This is a genomic window from Eisenbergiella sp. OF01-20, assembly GCF_003478085.1.
Classification (GTDB): domain Bacteria; phylum Bacillota; class Clostridia; order Lachnospirales; family Lachnospiraceae; genus Eisenbergiella.
Genome location: NZ_QUES01000002.1, coordinates 307456 through 328554 on the forward strand (window position 1 = coordinate 307456; position 21099 = coordinate 328554).

The following is a 21099-nucleotide window of genomic DNA, read 5'->3' on the forward strand; positions in this document are numbered from 1 at the left end:
AGATATATGAATAAAAGGAAACCTATATGGCGCAACGCTGCGGAGGGTTACTTCGCGGCATTTGCCCTGGCTAATATCGGTCACATCGCCACTACCAATATCATAACCCTGGTCCTGTTTTTCCTGTGCTTTCAGCTGTTTCTTTTTGCCGATAAAAAAGAAACCGGGCATGCGCTGTCCGCAGACGGCAAAAAAAAGGGGAATGCCATTTCCTTCCGTAAGAGGAGGGGTACGGCGGCTGTGTTAGGTTCGCTTTATACCTTTTTTTATATGGCTGCAGAGCATAGTGTCCTTACCGGTTCCCTGGAAAACCGGCTGTTTCAGGCTGTTTATCTGCTCATGACGGCTGCCGGGCTTTTTTTCCTGTTTTACAGGGGCTGCCGCCTGCTTCTGCTGTATCTGGAAAACCGGTCTACCCGAATATCCGCTTCCCGGATAACACCGGATTCCCCGGCACCGGTCCTTTCCGTACAGACGAGGCTGTTCTTATTTCTTCTTCTTCTCGCCTGCTGGCTTCCCTGGTTTTTGTATCATTTTCCGGGGGTAATGACGCCGGACAGCCTGAGCCAGTACAGCCAGGCCATGGGAATGACCGGTTACAGCAACCATCATCCTTTTGTTCACACGCTGCTGATACGTCTGTTCACTTCCCTGGGTAATGCCCTTTTTCACAATGTTTATGCGGGAATCGCCTGTTATACTGTGTTTCAGATGACAGCCATGGCGCTTATTATCGTTACGTGCATCCGCGTGCTCATCCGCTGCCGGGCCGGAAAAACGCTGTGTTTTGTTTTTCTGCTTTTTTATGCGCTCGTGCCCTATAACGGCATTTTTGCAGTCACCATGTGGAAGGATATTCTTTTTTCCGGTATTCTTCTGCTGTTTGTTTTATGTATCTATCAGTTCCTTCCCCTTTACCGGGAAGGGAAACCGCTCTATACGAAACCGCTGCTTTTCCTTTCCTTTCTTCTGTGGGGAATTCTTGTCTGCCTGATGCGTTCCAACGGCCTGTATGTGACAGCGGCGGCGGCCCCCTTTCTGCTGGCGGCCTTCCGGAAGCAGTGGAAGCTTCTTCTGCCTTCCCTTTTGCTTATTCTGGGGAGCGCCATGCTGATCAAGGGCCCCGTCATGGATTCCCTGGGAGTTGAAAAACCGGCTTTTTCAGAATCCCTGTCCATCCCCGCCCAGCAGATCGCCCGTGTGGTTGCGGAAGGGCGTGAGCTTACGGAGGAACAGATTGCCCTCATAGGGAAAACCTTGGATTATGCATCCATTCCCGGCTATTACCAGCCGGAGCTTTCCGATCCGGTAAAAGCCCTCATCCAGTACGGACACCCGGAATACCTGGAAGCGCACAAGGGGGAATATCTGAAATTATGGATCCGTCTGGGCCTGGAATATCCTGCCGATTATTGGAATGCGTTTGTGGATCAAACGAAGGGCTACTGGTTCCCCGATGCGCCCGGGCTGCTCACCAATGAAGGGATCTCCCCCAACGAACTGGGTCTTTCCTGGCAGCCGGTGCTGCATGGGCAGGGGGTTACGAAAGTTGTGGAAATCCTTTCCAAACTGTATACCATCTTCCCTCTATACGGACTGCTGTACAGTATCGGTGCTTTTACCTGGGCGGCCATCTTCCTGTTTGCCAATTGTCTGCTGAACGGGAAAAAAGAAAACTGGATCCTGTTTATCCCTTATTTTGCCGTTGTCCTGACTCTCTGCGCGGCCACGCCGGTAGCCTCTGACGTCAGATATCTCTATTCCCTTATTTTTGCCATGCCGCTTTTGATTCATGCGGGACTGGAAGCAAACAACATTTGATGCATCCTGCGGGACATCCTTCTGTTACGGAAAAACAGCCCTGCCGGAAATAAATCAGGCAGGGCTGTTTTCATATCCGCTTTTTACAGCGTTTTCATATATTCCGCAATGGCTTCGTGCCAGTCGGCAAACATGAAGTCCGTAGTCAGCTTAAACATCCGGTTCTCCAGGATGGAGTACGCCGGTCTGGGTGCAGGTGCCCCGAACTCCTCGGTAGTGATTGCCTCAACCGCCGTGCTCTTCCCCGCAAGGCGGAATACCTCCCCTGCAAACTCCGCCCAGCTGCAGGACCCTTCACAGGTAGCATGGAACAAACCGTAGTTTTCCGTAAAAAGCAACGCATTAATTGCCTTGGTGAGTTCAGAAGCACTGGTGGGGGAGCCGAACTGATCCCCTACCACCCTCACTTTATCATTACTCTCGGAAAGCCGGAGCATCGTCTTGGCAAAATTCTTTCCATCCCCGTACAGCCACGCCGTCCGCAGGATAAAATACCTGCCGGCAAAATCTTTCACAAATTCTTCTCCCGCCAGCTTGGTGGATCCGTATGCGCCCTGAGGATTGGTAGCGTCCGTTTCCACATAGGGCCTTGTCCCCTTCCCGTCAAATACATAATCCGTGGAAATATGCATCAGCTTCGCCCCTGTTTCCCGGGCTGCAATACTCAGGTTCCTGGGTCCGATAGCGTTGATTTTGAACGCTTTGTCATACTCCGTTTCACAGGCGTCCACTCCGGTATGGGCCGCGCAGTTGATGATCGCATAAGGCTGCACCTCCCTGGCCAGTTCCATAACTTTATCAATATTGGTAATGTCCAGCTCACCAACATCTGTATTTACAAAACTGATATCCTGATTCTCTTTAAAAAAAAGGTTAACAGCCCGTCCCAGCTGTCCGTTGCATCCGGTTACAATAATTTTCTTCATTCAGGAAACCTCCAAATTCTCCGCAGGCAGACAGCTTCGGACAAAGCCTTCCACATGCATGCTTACATTTTTTACAACTGTTTCGTTCCTTTACAGTTTTACATTTTTTTATTATATCACTAACACACAGATTTTACCACATAGAAGGCGCCGCCGGTTGACACCAAACTTTTTTATCTGCATCGGCTGAGGCACTTTGGTATTCTTAAAAAAACCTTAATTTTAGTGACAATCCTTCCTTTTTTGTCTATAATGTCTGTTAGAGTGTGTTTGACTTCATACGGGCAGGGTCCTGGCAAGCCCTGCATAAAACGGCGCACATAGCGGAGTGCCGGTATTTACCTGTGTCTGCCGTCCGCATCCTGCCCGGGAGGGCTGCCGGAAGGATTATCCCCGGGCAGGACGCGGACGGCAGCCACTTGCGAGAAAATAGTAAGGAAAGCGAGGATTTATCATGAGAAAACTGGGTGTATTACTCCTGGCAGGTCTGTCATCGGCCATGCTGCTGTTCGGCTGCGGGAAAGCCAAGGAGGAAACAGAAACCATACCGGCAACGGAAGAAACGGCAGAAAGCGTGCCGGCTGAAACAGAATCGGAAACAGAGACGGAAACGGTTGCTGAAGAAGTCCCTCCTGAAGAGGGAATGGTGAGAAGTCCTCTGACCAACGAATGGATCAGCGGGGATATTGCGGATCAGAGGCCTATAGCGGTCATGATTCCCAACGATTCCTCCGCACTGCCTCATTACAGCCTCTCCAAAGCGGACATCCTGTACGAATGCCCTGTGGAAGGCAAGATCACGCGTCTCATGGCCGTTTTCAAGGACTGGGACAATGAAGAAATGAAACGTATCGGCAACGTAAGAAGCTCCAGGGACTATTTCGTTTACTGGGCCTTTGAATGGGATGCCATTTATTTCCATTTTGGCGGGCCTTATTATATTGCACCTGTCATCGAACAGAAAAGCACCGACAACGTAACAGGCGCCAATTACGGCGGCACCGGCAAAAAGGGGATCTACGGCAATGCTTATTTCCGCAGTTCCGACCGGAAAGCCCCTCAGAATGCCTATCTGAGTGCGGAGGGAGCCAACGAGGCCATTGATAAACTGGGGATCTCCAAAACCTACCGGGAAAACTATTATAATCCGGATCATTTCAAATTCGTGGGAGAATCCAGCCCTAACACATTGGAACAGTATAGTGATGCCCTTACAGTGAAAAAAATAGATATGGCGAAATGTTACCCCATTTCCAAAACCTATTTTGAATATAATGAAGAGGACGGCCTGTTCTATCGTTATGAATATGGGAAGCCCCATGTGGATGCAGGTTTTGATAACGCACAGCTGGCTTTTAAGAATGTTCTTGTACAGTTCGCTTATTATGAAGTGAGGGATGCGAAGGGTTATCTGAGCTTCCAGGATCATGATACCACAAGAGACGGATACTATTTCACCAACGGAAAAGGAATTCATGTGAACTGGAAAAAGACCGGTGATTACGATCCCACCAAATTCTATGATGACGACGGGAATGAAATAGAACTGAATACCGGAAAAACCATGATTTGCATTGTTGAAGACGGGGATACCTTCGGATACGAATAAATAACAGCATGCACGGTTTCCTGCCTGACGGCGGGATGTCCGCAGACAAAAACGGCAGTACCTTTATTCAGGGTACTGCCGTTTTTATGTCGCTACGGGGTATTGGGCTTCCCCAATTCCAGCCGGTTAATCGCTGAGAAAATGGCTCTTACGGACGCCCTGGTGATATTGGAGCTCACACCAACGCCATAGGTGACCCGTCCGGTCTCCGCATCCAGCAGATGGATATAAGCAGCAGCCTGGGAATTGGATCCGCTCTGGAGCGCATGCTCTTCGTAATCCAGCACCTTGATACGGACACCCAGTTCCACCTGAAGACCTCTCTGCACCGCATCGATAGGGCCGTTGCCCACAGCGCTGAACTGGCCGGCTTCCCCATGATCGGTATAATCCACCGTAACCCTGGTGTCAAATTCAGAAGCGGTTTCTCCTGTGAGATCATCCATTTTCAGCTTGCGGAAATGGATGGGTTCCTTTTTATCCAGATATTCTTTGCGGAAGGAATCCATAATTTCATCCGGGGATACCTCACCCTGCTTCTCGGAAATCTTCTGGATTACATTAGCGAATTCCTTATGCATGGCTTTGGGAAGCTTGAAACCGAAATAGGTATCCATAATAAAAGCTACGCCGCCTTTTCCCGATTGGGAATTAATACGGACAATAGGCTCATATTCCCTTCCGATATCCGAAGGATCAATAGGCAGATAAGGCACCTGCCAGATCTGACTGTCCCTTTCCTTCATTGCCTGCACGCCTTTATTAATGGCATCCTGATGGGAACCGGAAAAGGCGGTGAATACCAGCTTGCCCGCATAGGGATGCCTCGCATCAATAGGCATCTTACAGCATCTCTCATAAATTTCTATTATCTCATTGATATGCTCGATATTCAGCTCCGGGTCAATGCCCTGGGAAAACATATTATAGGCGATGGTGAGCAGATCCACGTTTCCGGTACGCTCCCCGTTTCCGAACAGAGTCCCTTCCACCCTCTGGGCTCCGGCAAGAAGGGCCAGCTCGGAGCTTGCCACACCGGTTCCCCGGTCATTATGGGGATGGATACTGAGTACAATAGTCTCCCTGTCCTTGAAATGACGATCCATCCACTCGATCTGATCCGCATACACATTAGGCGTGTTCATTTCCACGGTGGAAGGCAGGTTTATAATAATAGGTTCTTCCTTCGTCGGTCCCCAGGTCTCCTGTACCGCCGTACAGATTTCCAGGGCGAAATCCAGTTCGGTTCCCGTAAAACTCTCCGGGGAATATTCCAGCACGATCTTTCCCGGAAAAGCCGCCGCACGCTCCTTTACCATCTGGGTACCCTTGACCGCAATAGCAATGATCTCTTCCCGGGATGCATGGAACACCACATCCCGCTGCAGGGTGGATGTGGAATTATAAATATGTACCACGGCCTGCTTACAGCCTTCTATCGATTCAAACGTCCGGTCAATCAGTTCTTCCCTGCACTGGGTCAGCACCTGAACCCGCACATCATCGGGAATCATTTTCCGATCCACCAGCTGTCGGAGAAAGTCAAATTCAATCTGGCTTGCCGCCGGAAATCCGATTTCTATTTCCTTGAACCCAAGCTTCACCAGATACTGGAACATTTCTATCTTTTCTTCCACAATCATGGGATCGATCAAAGCCTGGTTTCCGTCCCGCAGATCCACACTGCACCATACCGGCGCTTTCTCTATTTCCCTGTTGGGCCATTCCCGTACCGGATAAGCAACCACCGGATTTTTACGGTATCTTTTATAATTCAGCATAACCTGCCTCCTTGTTTCTTTCTGCATCCTATGGCATAAAAAATCAGCCCTCATCCCTTGTCTTACGGAACTTAAGTTGGGCTGATTTATCTATCATTCTCCGAGGCCGCTTTCAATGGCATTAACCAACGCCTTCAAAGCCTCTTCTTCGTCTTCACCCTCGCAGGTAAGCTCGATTTCATCACCACATTTTACACATGCCCCCAGGACACTGAGAACACTTTTGGCATTTGCCGTGCTGTCCCTGAATGTAAAAGTAATCAGCGATTTAAACTGCATCGCCTCTTTACATAGGATGCCGGCCGGCCTCAAATGCAGTCCTGTAGGATTCTTTATAACCACCTTTTGGCTTACCATGAACATTACCTCCTGTTTCTTCATCCCTGTAGGGAAAACCACTTCACCCCACTAAAATTAGTATATCATCATTCTGTCCATATCTCAAGGGGTTTGCAGGGAAACCCCTCCGGGAAGTCACTGTACACATCCCCCGGTTTACAGCATGATGTTCTGAATCAAATCCGCAAGCTTGTGGGCTTCCTCATCAATCATCCGCTGATCCTTACCTTCTATCATGACACGGACCTTGGGTTCCGTTCCGGAAGGCCTGATGAGCACACGTCCCTCACCGGCAAATTTACTGTTCAGCTCATCAATCGCTTTGGCAATCTCGGGATATTCCATGTATTTATCTTTCTTATGGTTCGGTACCTTTGCATTGACCAGCGCCTGGGGCATTACTGTCATAACAGAAGCCAGCTCCGACAGCGGCTTCCCGGTATCCACCATGACCTCCAGCAGATGCAGCGCGCTTAACAGGCCGTCCCCCGTGGTATTCTCATCCAGAAAGATCACATGCCCCGACTGCTCACCGCCCAGGCTGGCGCCGATTTCACGCATCCGCTCCAGCACATAGCGATCACCCACCTTTGTCTGCTCCATATGGAGATTTTCTCTTTCTCCCATTTTGAAAAAACCAAGATTGCTCATTACCGTAGCAACGATAGTATTCTTTTTCAATTTGCCCTGGTTCTTCATATGATTGCCGACCACAGCCATGATCTGATCGCCGTCTACAATGGCTCCGTTTTCATCCACTGCAAGGAGTCTGTCTGCATCCCCGTCAAAAGCCAGGCCAACGTTGGCCTTCTCATAGACCACCCTGGCCTGCAGCTCTTCCATATGGGTGGAACCGCAGTTCGAATTGATGTTCGTTCCGTCGGGCATATTGTGGATAGGCACCACATTCGCCCCAAGCTCTCTCAACGCTTCTACTGATGTATAGTAAGAAGCTCCCTCCGCACAGTCAACGACAATTTTCAATGCGGATAAATCCACCGGCACCGACTGGATGGCATGATTGATATATTCCTCCCTGGCATCTGTCCTGTATTTAATTTTCCCCACCCTGGAACCTGTGGGAAGCTCCAGATTATGCATACCGCCGCGAATCAGCGCTTCAATTTCATCCTCCATACTGTCGGGCAGCTTGTAACCGTTCCCGTCAAAAAACTTGATCCCGTTAAATTCCACGGGATTATGGGATGCGGAAATCACCACCCCGGCTTCCACCTTGTATTTCTTTGTCAGGTAAGCTACTGCGGGCGTGGGAATCACACCTACATATACCGCATTGGCCCCCACGCTGCAGATCCCCGCCATCAGTGCATTTGCCAGCATATCCCCTGAAATACGGGTATCACAGCCCACCATGATAGTAGGCCTGTGTTCATTCTCTTTTGTAAGAACAGTTGCCCCTGCCTGCCCAAGCTGCATAGCCAGCAGCGGGGTCAGTTCCTCATTTGCCACTCCGCGCACTCCATCCGTACCAAATAATCTAGCCATATTATCCTCTCATTCTGCCTTATAAACGGCTTTATGCTCACATATACAGGACCCTTCAGGCAACCGGCTTCCCTGGTAATCCGGAACCCTTTATTCCTCCGGGGTAACTTCCGCTATCTTTTCAATCGTAAGGGCCGCCCTGACCGGTGCCGTAAGAATAACCCCGGAAGGCAGGGAAACGTCAACCTCCGCTTCCGCACTCCCTTCGCTCAGTTCCGACAATCCGTTATCACTCATCCATTCCGCCACATCCACCGTACAGGTCAGGGTATCGGTATTTACCTGATCCAGGTTTCCCTGCAGACCGCGGAGTTTCATCGTAACGGAACTGTCCGGAGTGAGGGTAACCGAATATCCTTCCGGTACGTTCAGGACCTGGATCCTGGAACTGTCCACCGTCCGGGTGATATCCACCAGCGGTTCTATCTTAACGGTCACAGCGATCTTTCCGTTGAATTCCTCTCCGCCTGTATTGCTCAGGCTGACGCCTTCAGGAAGGTACCCGCGCACATCAATCAGCTTAGTCACATCGGCAGTCGCCCCTGTGATATCCAGCTCTTCCGGCGGAATCACAAGGCCTCCCACATCCTTGATTACGCTGCTTCGTCCTGCAATGGTCACGACCGCCGGCGCACAGTTTATCTCACCGGTAGCCACATACCCGGAAGCCGGCTCACCCATAGTGGATAAGGACACCGGTACTTCCTTCGTGGCAAGTATGGTTATGGAAACCTTTGCGGTGTTCACGCTCCGTGAAATACTGCTGTCCGTAACTTCCTTACCTTCCGCATCCAGAAGTGTTATCTTCTCCGTAATATTGATGTTGTCCGTCAGGTCACTCACATCCGCTTCTACTATAGCTTTTTTTACCGTATCCACCACGGATTCGGGGCCGGAAATTTTCATGGCATTTCCGTCGGTAGTGGTAATTTTCCCAACGATATAGCCTTCTGCCGGCTCGCCGCTCTGGACGATCTCAATCACAAGCTGCTTTTCTTTCTTATCTTCCACTTCCAGCTTCATGCTGTCTATACTCCCGCTGATGCTCTCAATCTGTTTGTCAACATAGCGGTTTACGGAAAGCCGGATAGGCACCGTATTGGTAAAGGACAGTTCTGAAAAATCCGCGCTTGCGGTAATATCACTCACATTAATTGTTTCCAGGACGGAGCGGCTGGCGCGTACCGTAACGGTCACCGTATCCGTATCATCCAGCACCTTATAAAGCTTATTTTCATCCGTCAGTACGTTGGTATTCGTGGTTTCCACCTTAACATCCCGGAAAACCTTCCGTTCCACGGGATCATTGATATTCACGGCGACCATCCAGAGCAGGACGGAAAAAACCAGCGCCATGATTTTCAGGCCGAGATTATGCCATAATTTATTTGTTCTTTTCATTCTTCGGCCATCCTTTCCAAAGCCTGTGCTCCTTCTCCTCCACCGGTTTATTCTGTATCTTTTTGAGCTGTTCCTCCAGTTCGGCAGGTGACAGGCTGCGGTAGAGCACCCCGGAATAGGCAACGCTTATTTTACCCGTTTCTTCCGAGACAATCACCGTCATGGAATCCGACACTTCCGAAATTCCCACCCCGGCCCGGTGCCGTGTTCCCAGATCCTTACTCAGTGACATATTGTCCGACAGGGGCAGGTAGCAGGTAGCGGATATAATCCTGTCTCCGCGTACAATAACAGCACCGTCGTGAAGCGGTGTATTATGTTCAAAAATATTAATGAGCAGCTGGCTGGTAACAATGCCGTCCACATCAATTCCGGTTCTTTCATATTCTGTTAGGGGGTCATTCTGCTGTACCACAATCAACGCCCCTGTCTTTACCTTTCCCATCTCCGCACAGGCCTTGGAAATCTCATGGACTGTTTTATCCGAGAAAAGGCCGTCTTCCACTTTTCCGATTTCGAAAGGGAGGAGGGATGCCAGGAATTCCGTCTTACCCAGCTGTTCCAGCGCTTTGCGCAGTTCCGGCTGCAGGATTACCACCAACGCAACCACACCATACATAACCACATTTTTGGCAATCCACAAAATGGTATTCATTTCAAATACTGCGGCCAGTACGATAAATACCATAATAAATACAACACCCTTAAACAATGCCCAGGCCTTCGTATTTTTAATCCATACCATTATGTGGTAAACGAGAAAAGAGATTATCACAATCTCCACGATATCCGTTACCCGCAAAGATGGTACATGTGCCAAATATTTATCCGCAAAGCTCCTAATCTGTTCCATATCCACCTAAACCCGCTATTTCCTCGCAGTGCCTTTGGCATGTGTATGCCTCACATTTTTATTGCTGCGCTGCGTCGTAATCTTTTTTACCTTTTTTTCAGGCGTAGCCACCGTCATTTTGGGCACCGCCTTTACATAATAATAATATTCATCATCCTCAAACTGTACCTTTTCCGTCCTGGAATAGTCCAGATTAAACCGGAAAAACTGTACCAGCATTGCCACAACAATAGCTGCCAGGCTCCCCAGGATCACCCCGCCGATGGAAAAATTGGCATCATACATCAGATCCCCCACCATCAGGATCACCACATCAAGAAGGGCCCCAGCCACAATGGCAATTGTCCATGCGTAATCCACGGAGAGTCTTCTGATCAGATATACCATAATCACGGTTACCGCAAAGGCGGCAACAATGATCAGCATGGCACGGTTTCCGAAAATACCGTCAAAGATATCACGGAACCGCTGGATCATGGATTCCGCCTGGGATGCCCCCAATATGGAAGCATTTCCATTCATATAGGAAATCAGATAGTATATCACAACCCCGCAGGCCACTGTCAGCGCGGCAAACGGGTTCCCCAGCAGACCGGCCAGTATGGGTGCGGCATAGGGAATTTTCAGCACAAACAGCATGGGGGTCACAATTACCAGCACCGCGCTGTCCGGAGAAAAACGGAAATACAGCAAAAACATCAGAAGGAACACAAGCAGCGCTATTACCGCACATTCCAGTGATACCTCATACAAATGCAGCGTCACAAATCCCGCCCCTGCAAAAAGGATAAAGTTCTTAGGCATAAAGGAGCATACCAGAGCCACTACAAGCACGGCAGCCACGTTGTTCAGCTGGCTCATATACCCCAGCTGTCCGTTAATCATCAGCAGTGATACCAGCGCCAGCAGAAATTTCAGGACCGGCACAATGTACTCTTCGTATTTTACATAAAAATTCCTGATATACTCTCTCACTTCAAGCAATGATGTTGTCATAAATGTCCCTCTTAAGAATTCCCGGTGACGGCCCGGATATGCACAGGCCGGTTCCCCTTATTCCTCTTCCTCGGAATTGCCGTCCGACCTTCCGTCCAGCTCCTCCAGTTCTTTACCAAACCGTACCGTTGCCCGCTGCGCAAGCCCGTATCTTCTCTGGGCGATTACAAATGCGGCGAAGAGATATACAACGCATAAGATAACATAGGCGAATACAAATTTCTTTGCAAACGCTATCAGATCAATGCTGTAAAAATCCGTCATAATGCTGTCCATCTGGAACAGCAGATAGACGCCGCACATAATACAGAAGGCTATGGTCACGGCGATCCAGGTTTTCAGCATCTGGAACCCTACATAATCGCCTCTGAAATAGTTGCAGACAGTCTGGTTTTTCTTGCCGTCCCCCGCCTCATATGCAGCCATCCTTGTCATTACCGCCACTTTATTTTCGTTTATCATCCCTACATTCCTCTGCCAATCGCCAGTGCCGCAAAATAAACGTGCTTTATGCCTGCCGCCCTGCAGGCCGATGCCACTGCGTCAATGGTACTTCCGGTTGTGTAAATATCATCAATAATTACAATCGTATTTAATTTTACATCATTCTGTGTTATTTTAAAAGCTTTTTTCAAATTAATTTGACGCGCTGCACCGTCCAATTCCTTCTGGGGACTGGTATTGCGCGTCCGTTCCACAAGGTGCGGAAATACCGGGATATCCAGCTGCTTTCCCAGCTCTTCCGCCAGAAGGGCCGCCTGGTTATATCCCCGTTTTTTCTCCCTTACAGGATGCAGGGGAACCGGGACCAGCGCGTCCGGCTTCCAGGACAGGATTTCCCTGCCCAGCCTGGCGGCCAGCTCTCTTCCCAGGAATTCCCCATACTCCCGCCTTCCCCCATACTTCAGCCGGTACAGGGCCGGCCGGATGCTGCCATAGGTATACAGGGCGGCACCCCTGTCATAGATATGCGCTCCGGTGCCGCAGTCATGACAATATTCCTTTTCCGCCTCCTGAAGCTGCTTGCCGCATTTGCAGCACCTGGGCTCCGTAATATAAACAAGCTTCTTTCTGCAGGCGGTGCAGATATAAGCGCCGGACGGCTCTGCCGGCCTGTCGCAGACCGGGCACCTCCTTGGGAATAATAAATCCGTCAGTGCTGTAAGTATTGTATTCTTTTTTCCTGTCATATGGCTCCTTTAAGCCATGACTTCCTTTATCCTCGCATCCAGGCTTGTATAGCGCCTGGCCTCACTTTCGTTGGCGATCATCTCCTGAACCACCTGCCGGCTACCCAGTATCGTCACACAGTTCCTTGCCCTGGTCACACCTGTATACAGCAGATTCCGGTTGAAAAGCATCCTGGGGCCGCCCAGAAGCGGCATGATAACTGCCGGATATTCGCTTCCCTGGGACTTGTGGATGGTTATGGCATAAGCCAGATCCACCTCTTCCAGCTGGGCAAAGGCATAGGTCACCCGTCTTTGTTCGTCATATTCTATCATTACGGTCTGTGCATATTCGTCGATCTCCTTCAGGATTCCCATATCCCCATTGAAAATCCCTACCCCGTGATCCACCGGAATACCGTATTTACTCACAATTTCCCACTCCAGCTGGTAATTGTTTTTAGTCTGCATCACCTTATCCCCTTCCCGGAATAATACGGTCCCGGCCTGGTATTCTTTTTTGGATGCATCCTTGGGATTCAGATACGTCTGGAGTATCTGGTTCAGCACCTCTACGCCCAGATTCCCCTTTCTCATAGGCGTAAGCACCTGGATATCCAACGGCCCCGCCTGCACGTAACGGGGCATTTTTTCCTGAATCAGAAGGATCATATGCTTATAAATCACCTGCACATCGCTTCGTTCCAGGAAAAAGAAATCCCGGCTCTTATTATCCAGGGGGATTTCCTGTCCGGCATTGATTTTATGGGCGTTAACCACAATATCGCTCTCCCCTGCCTGCCGGAATATTTTCTTTAATTCCACAACGGAAAAAGCGTCGCTGTTTATCAGATCCCGCAGCACCTGTCCCGGACCCACCGAGGGAAGCTGGTTCACATCCCCTACCAGTATCAGCCTGGTCCCGGGGGTAACCGCCCGTAAAAGGGACTGGAACAAATGAATATCCACCATGGACATCTCATCCACAATTACCACGTCGGCTTCCAGAGGGTTTTCCTCATTCTTCTCAAATCCGGCATTTCTCCCGTACCGGTTTTCCTCCTCCAGCATCGCGCCGTTCAGCTCCAGAAGGCGGTGGATGGTCCGCGCCTCATATCCCGTGGCCTCCGTCATACGCTTTGCCGCCCGTCCCGTCGGAGCCGCCAGCAGGATATCCATTCCCTCCGCCTCAAAATAATGGATCATCGTGTTAATCGTGGTGGTCTTTCCCGTACCCGGCCCGCCCGAAAGGATAAATATCCCGTGCTTGATGCTCTCCAGCACCGCCTGCTGCTGTAGCTCCTCCAGTTCTATGCCCTGGCCCCTGGCCAGCTTCTCAATATCGGTAAGGAGCTTGGCCTCCTCCGAAGGAAGCAGCTGCCCGGAAAAAACCATGCTTACATTCAGTTCTTCCAGCATACGGGCGCAGGAAAGTTCCGCATAATAATAGGAAGAAGCGTAGACTGCTCCCTCTTCCTCCCCCTGCTTGATCACCAGCTTTTTATCCATGGCAAGGTTGGGAATCTGAATGCCCACGTAATCCGCTTCCAACCCGAGGAGGACGGCTGCTTTGTTCATCAGCTCCTTATAAGGAAGATAGGTATGACCGTCCATGGCTGCCAGCTGCATGGTATAAAGAATACCGCTGCGGATACGGAAATCGGAATCCGTATGGATACCGATTCTGGCCGCCAGTTCATCTGCCCGTTTAAAGCCGATGCCATCAATGTCCTCCGCCAGACGGTAGGGGTTTTCCTCCAGGATGCCGTATACCTCAAGCCCATATGTATTGTATATCTTGACAGCCAGGGTATTGGAAATCCCGAATTTCTGCAGATAGATCATCGCCTCCCGCATCCCCTTCTTTTCCTCCAGCAGGGTGCTGATTTCCATGGCTTTCCTTTCACTTATCCCCTTGATTTCCGCAAGACGTTCCGGTTCTTCCTCCATAATACGGAAGGTATCCTTTCCGAATTTCCGGACAATTCGTGCCGCAAGAGACGGGCCTACCCCTTTTATCGCCCCGGATCCCAGATAGCGCTCGATGCTGGTCTCGTCCTCCGGTGCCACCGCTTCGTAGCTTTCCACTTTAAACTGGCTTCCGTAGACCGCATGCTCCACAAAACCGCCTGTCAGCTCCAGGTTTTCCCCTTCGTCCAGAGTACGGAAGGTACCCACGCAGGTGATTTCTTCCCCCTCTGAGACGAGTTCAAATACCGTATAACCATTTCCTGTATTCCTGTATATAATATGTTCTACATAACCCGCTTTTTTTTCCACCGGCTTACTCCTACCATCCGGACACAGGCCGGGTATCAAAAGGGCTACTCCGACGGAGTAGCCCTACTCTATACCTGACAGATCCTTACTTAGATTTCATCCTTATATCCAACTAAAAACTCCACATATTTACCCGTACCTATAGCTACAGCCGTCATGGGATCCTCCGCGGTCATGGTATTGATACCGGTTTTGTCTGAAATCAGCTCCTCCAGTCCGCGAAGCAGGCTTCCGCCGCCGGTAAGGACAATTCCCCTGTCCGCAATATCCGCCGCCAGCTCCGGAGGGGTTCTCTCCAGAACGCTGTGAATAGCCTCCACAATCTGCAGGGTAGGCTCTCTGAGGGCTTCCTCCGTTTCCTCCGACGAAACCTTTACGGTTTTGGGAAGGCCGGTCACCAGGTTACGTCCCCTCACATCCATATAATCAGGCTCCGGACGCTTATAGGCGGAACCTATTTTAATTTTGATATCCTCTGCAGTCCTTTCCCCGATCAGCAGATTATGTTTTTTACGCATATAGCGGACGAGAGCCTCGTCAAAATCATCACCGGCGATCTTAATAGAAGCGCTCACTACCGTACCGCCCAGAGAAATAACAGCAATATCAGACGTACCGCCTCCGATATCCACAATCATATTTCCGCAGGGACGGGAGATATCAATGCCGGCTCCGATAGCAGCCGCGATAGGTTCCTCAATAATGGAAACCTCTCTCGCACCGGCCTGGTAGGTTGCATCCTCCACGGCCTTCTTTTCCACTTCGGTAACCCCGCTGGGAACACATACTGCAATCCTTGGCTTACGGAAGGTTTTCCTTCCGAGAGCCTTCTGGATAAAATGCTTCAGCATCTTTTCCGTAACGGTATAATCAGAAATAACACCCTGGCGGAGCGGCCTTACCGCAACGATATTTCCGGGTGTACGTCCCAGCATCAGCCTTGCATCCTCGCCGATAGCTTTTATTTTATTAGTGTCTCTGTCAAACGCCACTACACTTGGCTCTTTTAAAACGACGCCTTTTCCTCTGATATACACTAAAATACTGGCGGTACCCAGGTCGATTCCAATATCTGTATACTGCATATTCTCCTCCATTCCAAATGAAGACGGCGCGGAAGACTTATGCCTACAATCCCCTGCGCTTCCTTCTGCCTCTATTATATTATGGACCAATCTTTATAAATCAAGCATATATATTTTACAAATCACGTAAAATTACGAAAAATCCAATCAGATACCCCGCAACGAATCAATAGCCTGTTCGACGCAAGCGTAAAATATACCGTCTGTTATTATAACCTAAAACCTTACTTATGGAAAGTGTTTTCATAAAAAATTAAAGAATACACCGTTTTACCGGTGTATTCTATTATCTTTTGCCAATGGCAGTTTTTCACGCCTTGTCCTATCGGCAGCCTCATCCGTACGGCCTGCCGGGACAACCCGTCAGCCCTTCCTCTCACGGCTTCTCTGCACGCACTTTGTTTTTCTTCGCTTTATCCAGCATTTTCCCAATATAGTACCCGGTATAGGAATCCTTGCAATCGGCCACCTTTTCCGGCGTACCTTCCGCTATTACGGTACCGCCGCCGTCGCCGCCTTCCGGTCCCATATCAATGATGTAATCCGCTGTCTTAATCACATCCAGATTGTGCTCAATCACAATTACCGTATTCCCTCCGTCCGCCAGCCTGTGCAGGATTTCAACCAGTTTGTGCACGTCTGCGAAATGAAGCCCGGTAGTAGGCTCATCCAGGATATATATGGTCTTTCCGGTGCTTCTCTTGCTCAGCTCGGTTGCCAGCTTGATCCGCTGTGCTTCCCCGCCGGACAGCGTGGTGGAGGGCTGACCCAGCTTGATATAGGAAAGGCCCACATCATAGAGCGTTTCTATTTTTCTGCGTATACTGGGCACATTTTCAAAGAAGGTCACGGCTTCTTCCACGGTCATATCCAGCACGTCAAATATATTCTTTCCTTTATATTTGACCTCCAGCGTTTCCCTGTTATAACGCTTTCCGCCGCAGACTTCGCAAGGCACATACACATCGGGCAGGAAATGCATTTCGATTTTAATGATACCGTCTCCGCCGCAGGCTTCGCATCTGCCGCCCTTTACATTGAAGCTGAATCTTCCTTTTTTATAGCCGCGCGCCTTGGCATCCTGGGTGGAGGTGAACAAATCCCTTATCATATCAAACACGCCGGTATAGGTGGCGGGGTTGGATCGGGGCGTACGTCCGATGGGGGACTGATCGATATCAATCACCTTATCCAGCTGATCCACACCGTCGATGCCTTTATTTTTACCGGGTATGGTCCTTGCCCGGTTCAAATCCCTTGCCAGCGTCTTGTACAGGATTTCATTAACCAGAGAGCTCTTGCCAGAACCGGATACGCCGGTCACACAGGTCATGACCCCGAGAGGGAATTTCACATCAATATTACGGAGGTTATTTTCCGCCGCCCCTTTTACCTTAATCCACCCCGCAGGCTTTCTGCGTTTGTCGGGAACCGGGATGGAAAGGGCGCCGCTCAGGTACTGCCCGGTAATGGATTCGGGGTTTTTCATCAGCTCCTCCGCCGTACCGCAGGCAATTACTTCACCGCCGTGGGAACCCGCTCCGGGGCCGATGTCCACAATATAATCGGCGGCGAGCATGGTATCCTCGTCATGTTCCACCACCAGAAGGGTATTCCCCAAATCCCGCAGATTCTTAAGCGTATTCAGAAGCTTGTCATTGTCTCTCTGATGCAGTCCGATACTCGGTTCATCCAAGATGTAGCACACACCGACCAGCCCGGAGCCTATCTGGGTAGCCAGACGGATACGCTGTGCCTCCCCGCCGGAAAGGGTACCCGTGGCCCTGGACAGGGAAAGATATTCCAGCCCCACGTCCACCAGGAATCCGACCCGCGCCCGGATTTCCTTCAGTATCTGTTTTCCTATGAGCTGCTGCTGCTTTGTCAGCTCCATTCCTTCCAGATAAGTCTTCAGATTGCGGATAGACATGGAAGTCACTTCATAGATATTCTTGTCACATACCGTAACCGCCAGCGCTCCCTTTTTAAGGCGCATTCCCTGACAGACATTACAGGGGGTGATGCTCATAAAGGTTTCATATTCCTGCTTCACCACATCCGAACCGGTCTCCCGGTAGCGGCGTTCCACATTTTTTATGAGGCCTTCAAACGCCACCGGGTACACTCCTTTTCCCCTTTGTCCCTGGTAATATACCTCCACCTCATGACCGTTGGTTCCGTTTATGAGAATGTCCTTTATCTTGTCCGGGTAATCCTCAAAAGGGGTATCCAGGCTGAAGTGATATTCTCTGGTCAGCGCCTGGAGGATCGCATTGGTAAAGCTGGAGGTATCATTGCAGGACTGCCAGCCCATCACCGCAATGGCCCCCTGGTTAATGCTGAGCCGTTTATTCGGAATGATGAGATCAATATCAAACTCCATCTTATATCCCAGTCCAAAGCATTCCGGGCAGGCGCCGAAAGGATTATTGAAGGAAAAGCTTCTCGGCTCGATCTCATCGATGCTGATTCCGCAGTCCGGACAGGCAAAACTCTGGCTGAAGGTAACCGGTTCCCCGTCAATGACATCCACAATCAGCAGCCCTTCCGTAAGCGCCAGCACATTTTCAATGGAATCCGTAAGGCGGCGTTCTATCCCTTCCTTCACCACAAGACGATCCACCACAATTTCGATATTATGTTTGATATTTTTATCCAGTTTGATTTCTTCGGACAGCTCATACAGATTACCATCCACTCTCACGCGGACATACCCGCTTCTCTTGGCTCTTTCCAGAACCTTGACGTGTTCACCCTTCCGGCCGCGCACCACGGGGGCCAGAAGCTGTATCCTGGTTCCCGCAGGCAGACCGCAGATATGATCCACCATCTGATCCACCGTCTGTTTTTTAATCTCCTTCCCGCAGTTCGGGCAGTGGGGGATACCGATACGGGCATACAGAAGCCGGAAATAATCGTAGATTTCCGTAACGGTACCTACCGTGGAACGGGGATTTCTGTTAGTGGATTTCTGATCAATGGAAATAGCGGGTGACAGCCCCTCGATTTTTTCCACGTTGGGCTTTTCCATCTGGCCCAGGAACTGTCTCGCGTATGAGGACAGCGATTCCATATACCGGCGCTGCCCTTCCGCATATATTGTGTCAAAGGCGAGAGAGGATTTCCCGGAACCTGACAGTCCGGTGAGAACCACCAGCTCGTTTCTGGGGATATCCACATCAATCCCTTTCAGATTATGCTCGTTTGCCCCACGGATCCTGATATATTCACGGGGCCTCATCTTTATGCTTTCCTGCTCCATTTTGTAATTTATACTCCTTTCAAAGCCTGCCGTTCAGGTATATCCTGCGCCGGCCTGCTAATCCTTCAGTTTTGCAAGTGTCTTTTTCAATTCCACCATCTTGTCACGAAGCTCTGCCGCTGCTTCGAAGTTCAAATCTGCAGCCGCCTGCTTCATCTTCTTCTGGATATCCCCGATGAGCTTCTCCAGTTCTTTCTCATCCATGGACTCCGGATCCTTCTCAAAGCGCACTTCTTCCTTGGCGATCACCCGGGAGATACTGATCAAATCCCGGACGCTCTTTTTGATAGTCTGAGGCGTAATCCCATGCTCCTCATTATACTTCTGCTGGATCTCCCGGCGGCGGTTGGTTTCCGATATGGCGGCATTCATGGAATCCGTCATCTTGTCGGCATACATGATAACATGTCCCTCCGCATTCCGGGCCGCGCGGCCGATAGTCTGTATCAGAGATGTTTCTGAACGCAGGAACCCTTCCTTATCCGCATCCAATATGGCGACCAGGGCTATTTCCGGAATGTCCAGCCCTTCCCGCAGCAGGTTAATCCCCACCAGTACATCAAATACATCCAGACGCATGTCCCGGATAATTTCCGCACGTTCCAGCGTATCGATATCCGAATGCAGGTATTTCACGCGGATACCCACATCCCGCATATAATCGGTCAAATCCTCCGCCATGCGTTTGGTCAGCGTGGTTACCAGCACTTTATTATGTCTATCCGTCTCTTTTCTGATTTCCCCCACCAAATCGTCGATCTGCCCTTCCACAGGACGGACGGAAACCTGCGGATCCAGCAGGCCTGTGGGCCGGATGATCTGCTCCGTCCGCAGCAGTTCGTGCGCTTCTTCATAAGAGGAAGGCGTGGCGGAAACAAAAAGCAGCTGATCAATATGGGTTTCAAATTCTTCGAAATTGAGCGGCCTGTTATCCAGAGCGGAAGGCAGGCGGAATCCATAATCCACCAGGGTCATCTTCCTGGAACGGTCCCCGGCATACATCCCTCTGATCTGCGGAACGGTGATATGAGACTCGTCAATCATAATCAGGAAATCATCCCGGAAGAAATCCAGGAGAGTCATGGGCGGTTCTCCCGGCGCGGAACCGTTCAGATGCCTGGAATAATTTTCAATGCCGGAACAAAAGCCGGTTTCCCGCAGCATCTCAATATCAAAATTGGTCCTTTCAGAGATTCTCTGTGCCTCCAGCAGCTTGTCCTCCCCTTTAAAATAACGGATCCTCTCTTCCAGTTCCTGTTCAATATTATCGCAGGCGATATTGATTTTCCCCTGTGATACCACATAATGGGAGGCGGGAAAAATAGCAATATGCTCCAAAGTGGAATGCAGCTGCCCGCTTAACGGATCCACCTGCGCAATCCTGTCAATTTCATCCCCGAAAAATTCCACCCGGATCAGGTAATCCCCGCCCTGGGCAGGATAAATTTCCACACTGTCCCCTCTCACACGGAAACAGCCGCGGCTTAAATCCATATCATTTCTGTCATACTGTATACTAATCAGTTCGCGCAGGACCTCATCCCGATCCTTTACCATACCCGGACGCAGGGAAACGATCATATCCTTATATTCATCCGGACTTCCCAGACCATAAATACAGGAAACACTGGCTACCACGATAACATCCCTGCGTTCCGCAAGGGACGCGGTTGCGGAAAGCCTCAGCTTGTCAATCTCATCGTTGATGGAGGAATCCTTGGCAATATAGGTATCCGAAGAAGGCACATAGGCCTCCGGCTGGTAATAATCATAATAGGAGACAAAGTATTCCACCGCGTTCTCCGGGAAGAATTCTTTGAATTCCCCGTACAGCTGTCCGGCCAGGGTTTTGTTGTGGGCGATGATCAGGGTCGGCTTCTGCATCTGCTGAATGATATTCGCCATTGTGAATGTTTTGCCCGATCCGGTGACACCCAGCAGGGTCTGGAACTGGTTGCCTTCCTTAAAACCGGCCACAAGCTGCTTAATAGCCTGCGGCTGGTCGCCGGTAGGCTGGTATTCGGAATGCAGTTTAAACTCCATAATCTGTTTTACCTCCTTGGTAACCCTA

The 21099-nt window shown here is 50.2% G+C and carries 15 protein-coding genes; 2 read left to right on the forward strand and 13 right to left on the reverse strand.

Translation table 11 applies throughout. From position 1 onward, the window contains the following. Positions 1 to 6 precede the first annotated feature (6 nt). Complete coding sequence (locus DXA36_RS04930) at positions 7 to 1821, forward strand: DUF6020 family protein (protein WP_118676900.1); 1815 nt, start codon at positions 7 to 9, stop codon at positions 1819 to 1821. Positions 1822 to 1904: 83 nt separating this feature from the next. On the opposite strand, the gene rfbD is transcribed toward DXA36_RS04930, so the two are convergent. Beyond that, the gene (gene rfbD / locus DXA36_RS04935) at positions 1905 to 2747 is read right to left on the reverse strand and encodes a dTDP-4-dehydrorhamnose reductase (protein ID WP_118676902.1); all 843 of its coding nucleotides are present in this window, start codon (positions 2745 to 2747) and stop codon (positions 1905 to 1907) included. A gap of 454 nt (positions 2748 to 3201) precedes the next feature. Here rfbD and DXA36_RS04940 point away from each other — a divergent pair, with 454 nt between their 5' ends. Next, complete coding sequence (locus DXA36_RS04940) at positions 3202 to 4356, forward strand: DUF3048 domain-containing protein (RefSeq protein ID WP_118676904.1); 1155 nt, start codon at positions 3202 to 3204, stop codon at positions 4354 to 4356. Positions 4357 to 4448: 92 nt separating this feature from the next. Here DXA36_RS04940 and leuA read toward each other — a convergent pair whose 3' ends face one another. The 12 genes from leuA to uvrB form a co-directional block, all read right to left on the reverse strand. Next, positions 4449 to 6137: a 2-isopropylmalate synthase gene (gene leuA / locus DXA36_RS04945; protein WP_118677133.1), complete on the reverse strand. Its 1689-nt coding sequence runs from the start codon at positions 6135 to 6137 to the stop codon at positions 4449 to 4451. Positions 6138 to 6230: 93 nt separating this feature from the next. Further along, positions 6231 to 6494 (reverse strand): HPr family phosphocarrier protein, encoded by a 264-nt coding sequence (locus DXA36_RS04950; protein ID WP_009251435.1) that lies wholly within the window; start codon positions 6492 to 6494, stop codon positions 6231 to 6233. A gap of 138 nt (positions 6495 to 6632) precedes the next feature. Beyond that, on the reverse strand, positions 6633 to 7982 hold the full coding sequence (gene glmM, locus DXA36_RS04955) for a phosphoglucosamine mutase (protein ID WP_118676906.1): 1350 nt from the start codon (positions 7980 to 7982) through the stop codon (positions 6633 to 6635). Positions 7983 to 8072: 90 nt separating this feature from the next. After that, positions 8073 to 9383: a CdaR family protein gene (locus DXA36_RS04960; protein WP_118676908.1), complete on the reverse strand. Its 1311-nt coding sequence runs from the start codon at positions 9381 to 9383 to the stop codon at positions 8073 to 8075. Further along, complete coding sequence (gene cdaA / locus DXA36_RS04965; protein WP_118676910.1) at positions 9367 to 10236, reverse strand: diadenylate cyclase CdaA; 870 nt, start codon at positions 10234 to 10236, stop codon at positions 9367 to 9369. Before cdaA ends, DXA36_RS04960 begins: the two co-directional genes overlap by 17 nt. A gap of 15 nt (positions 10237 to 10251) precedes the next feature. Continuing rightward, the gene (locus DXA36_RS04970; RefSeq protein ID WP_118676912.1) at positions 10252 to 11232 is read right to left on the reverse strand and encodes a hypothetical protein; all 981 of its coding nucleotides are present in this window, start codon (positions 11230 to 11232) and stop codon (positions 10252 to 10254) included. A 57-nt stretch (positions 11233 to 11289) separates the two neighbouring features. Continuing rightward, positions 11290 to 11694, reverse strand: coding sequence for a hypothetical protein (locus DXA36_RS04975; RefSeq protein WP_118676914.1), 405 nt, complete (start codon positions 11692 to 11694; stop codon positions 11290 to 11292). A 2-nt stretch (positions 11695 to 11696) separates the two neighbouring features. Continuing rightward, complete coding sequence (locus DXA36_RS04980) at positions 11697 to 12422, reverse strand: ComF family protein (protein WP_118676916.1); 726 nt, start codon at positions 12420 to 12422, stop codon at positions 11697 to 11699. Positions 12423 to 12431: 9 nt separating this feature from the next. Next, entirely contained in the window at positions 12432 to 14681 is a 2250-nt protein-coding gene (recD2, locus tag DXA36_RS04985; protein ID WP_118676918.1) for an SF1B family DNA helicase RecD2, read from the reverse strand. Between the two features lie 89 nt (positions 14682 to 14770). Beyond that, positions 14771 to 15766, reverse strand: coding sequence for a rod shape-determining protein (locus tag DXA36_RS04990; RefSeq protein WP_009251444.1), 996 nt, complete (start codon positions 15764 to 15766; stop codon positions 14771 to 14773). Positions 15767 to 16142: 376 nt separating this feature from the next. Then, complete coding sequence (gene uvrA, locus DXA36_RS04995; protein WP_118676920.1) at positions 16143 to 19028, reverse strand: excinuclease ABC subunit UvrA; 2886 nt, start codon at positions 19026 to 19028, stop codon at positions 16143 to 16145. A gap of 57 nt (positions 19029 to 19085) precedes the next feature. Next, the gene (gene uvrB / locus DXA36_RS05000) at positions 19086 to 21071 is read right to left on the reverse strand and encodes an excinuclease ABC subunit UvrB (protein ID WP_118676921.1); all 1986 of its coding nucleotides are present in this window, start codon (positions 21069 to 21071) and stop codon (positions 19086 to 19088) included. Positions 21072 to 21099 lie beyond the last annotated feature (28 nt).

What these genes read in the sequence shown, in the direction of transcription:
- DXA36_RS04950 (WP_009251435.1), bottom strand. Translation starts at nt 6,494, where the DNA reads ATGGTAAGCCAAAAGGTGGTTATAAAGAATCCTACAGGACTGCATTTG.
- DXA36_RS04980 (WP_118676916.1), bottom strand. Translation starts at nt 12,422, where the DNA reads ATGACAGGAAAAAAGAATACAATACTTACAGCACTGACGGATTTATTA.
- DXA36_RS04960 (WP_118676908.1), bottom strand. Translation starts at nt 9,383, where the DNA reads ATGAAAAGAACAAATAAATTATGGCATAATCTCGGCCTGAAAATCATG.
- uvrB (WP_118676921.1), bottom strand. Translation starts at nt 21,071, where the DNA reads ATGGAGTTTAAACTGCATTCCGAATACCAGCCTACCGGCGACCAGCCG.
- glmM (WP_118676906.1), bottom strand. Translation starts at nt 7,982, where the DNA reads ATGGCTAGATTATTTGGTACGGATGGAGTGCGCGGAGTGGCAAATGAG.
- DXA36_RS04940 (WP_118676904.1), top strand. Translation starts at nt 3,202, where the DNA reads ATGAGAAAACTGGGTGTATTACTCCTGGCAGGTCTGTCATCGGCCATG.
- cdaA (WP_118676910.1), bottom strand. Translation starts at nt 10,236, where the DNA reads ATGGAACAGATTAGGAGCTTTGCGGATAAATATTTGGCACATGTACCA.
- DXA36_RS04970 (WP_118676912.1), bottom strand. Translation starts at nt 11,232, where the DNA reads ATGACAACATCATTGCTTGAAGTGAGAGAGTATATCAGGAATTTTTAT.
- DXA36_RS04975 (WP_118676914.1), bottom strand. Translation starts at nt 11,694, where the DNA reads ATGATAAACGAAAATAAAGTGGCGGTAATGACAAGGATGGCTGCATAT.
- leuA (WP_118677133.1), bottom strand. Translation starts at nt 6,137, where the DNA reads ATGCTGAATTATAAAAGATACCGTAAAAATCCGGTGGTTGCTTATCCG.
- DXA36_RS04930 (WP_118676900.1), top strand. Translation starts at nt 7, where the DNA reads ATGAATAAAAGGAAACCTATATGGCGCAACGCTGCGGAGGGTTACTTC.
- DXA36_RS04990 (WP_009251444.1), bottom strand. Translation starts at nt 15,766, where the DNA reads ATGCAGTATACAGATATTGGAATCGACCTGGGTACCGCCAGTATTTTA.
- rfbD (WP_118676902.1), bottom strand. Translation starts at nt 2,747, where the DNA reads ATGAAGAAAATTATTGTAACCGGATGCAACGGACAGCTGGGACGGGCT.
- uvrA (WP_118676920.1), bottom strand. Translation starts at nt 19,028, where the DNA reads ATGGAGCAGGAAAGCATAAAGATGAGGCCCCGTGAATATATCAGGATC.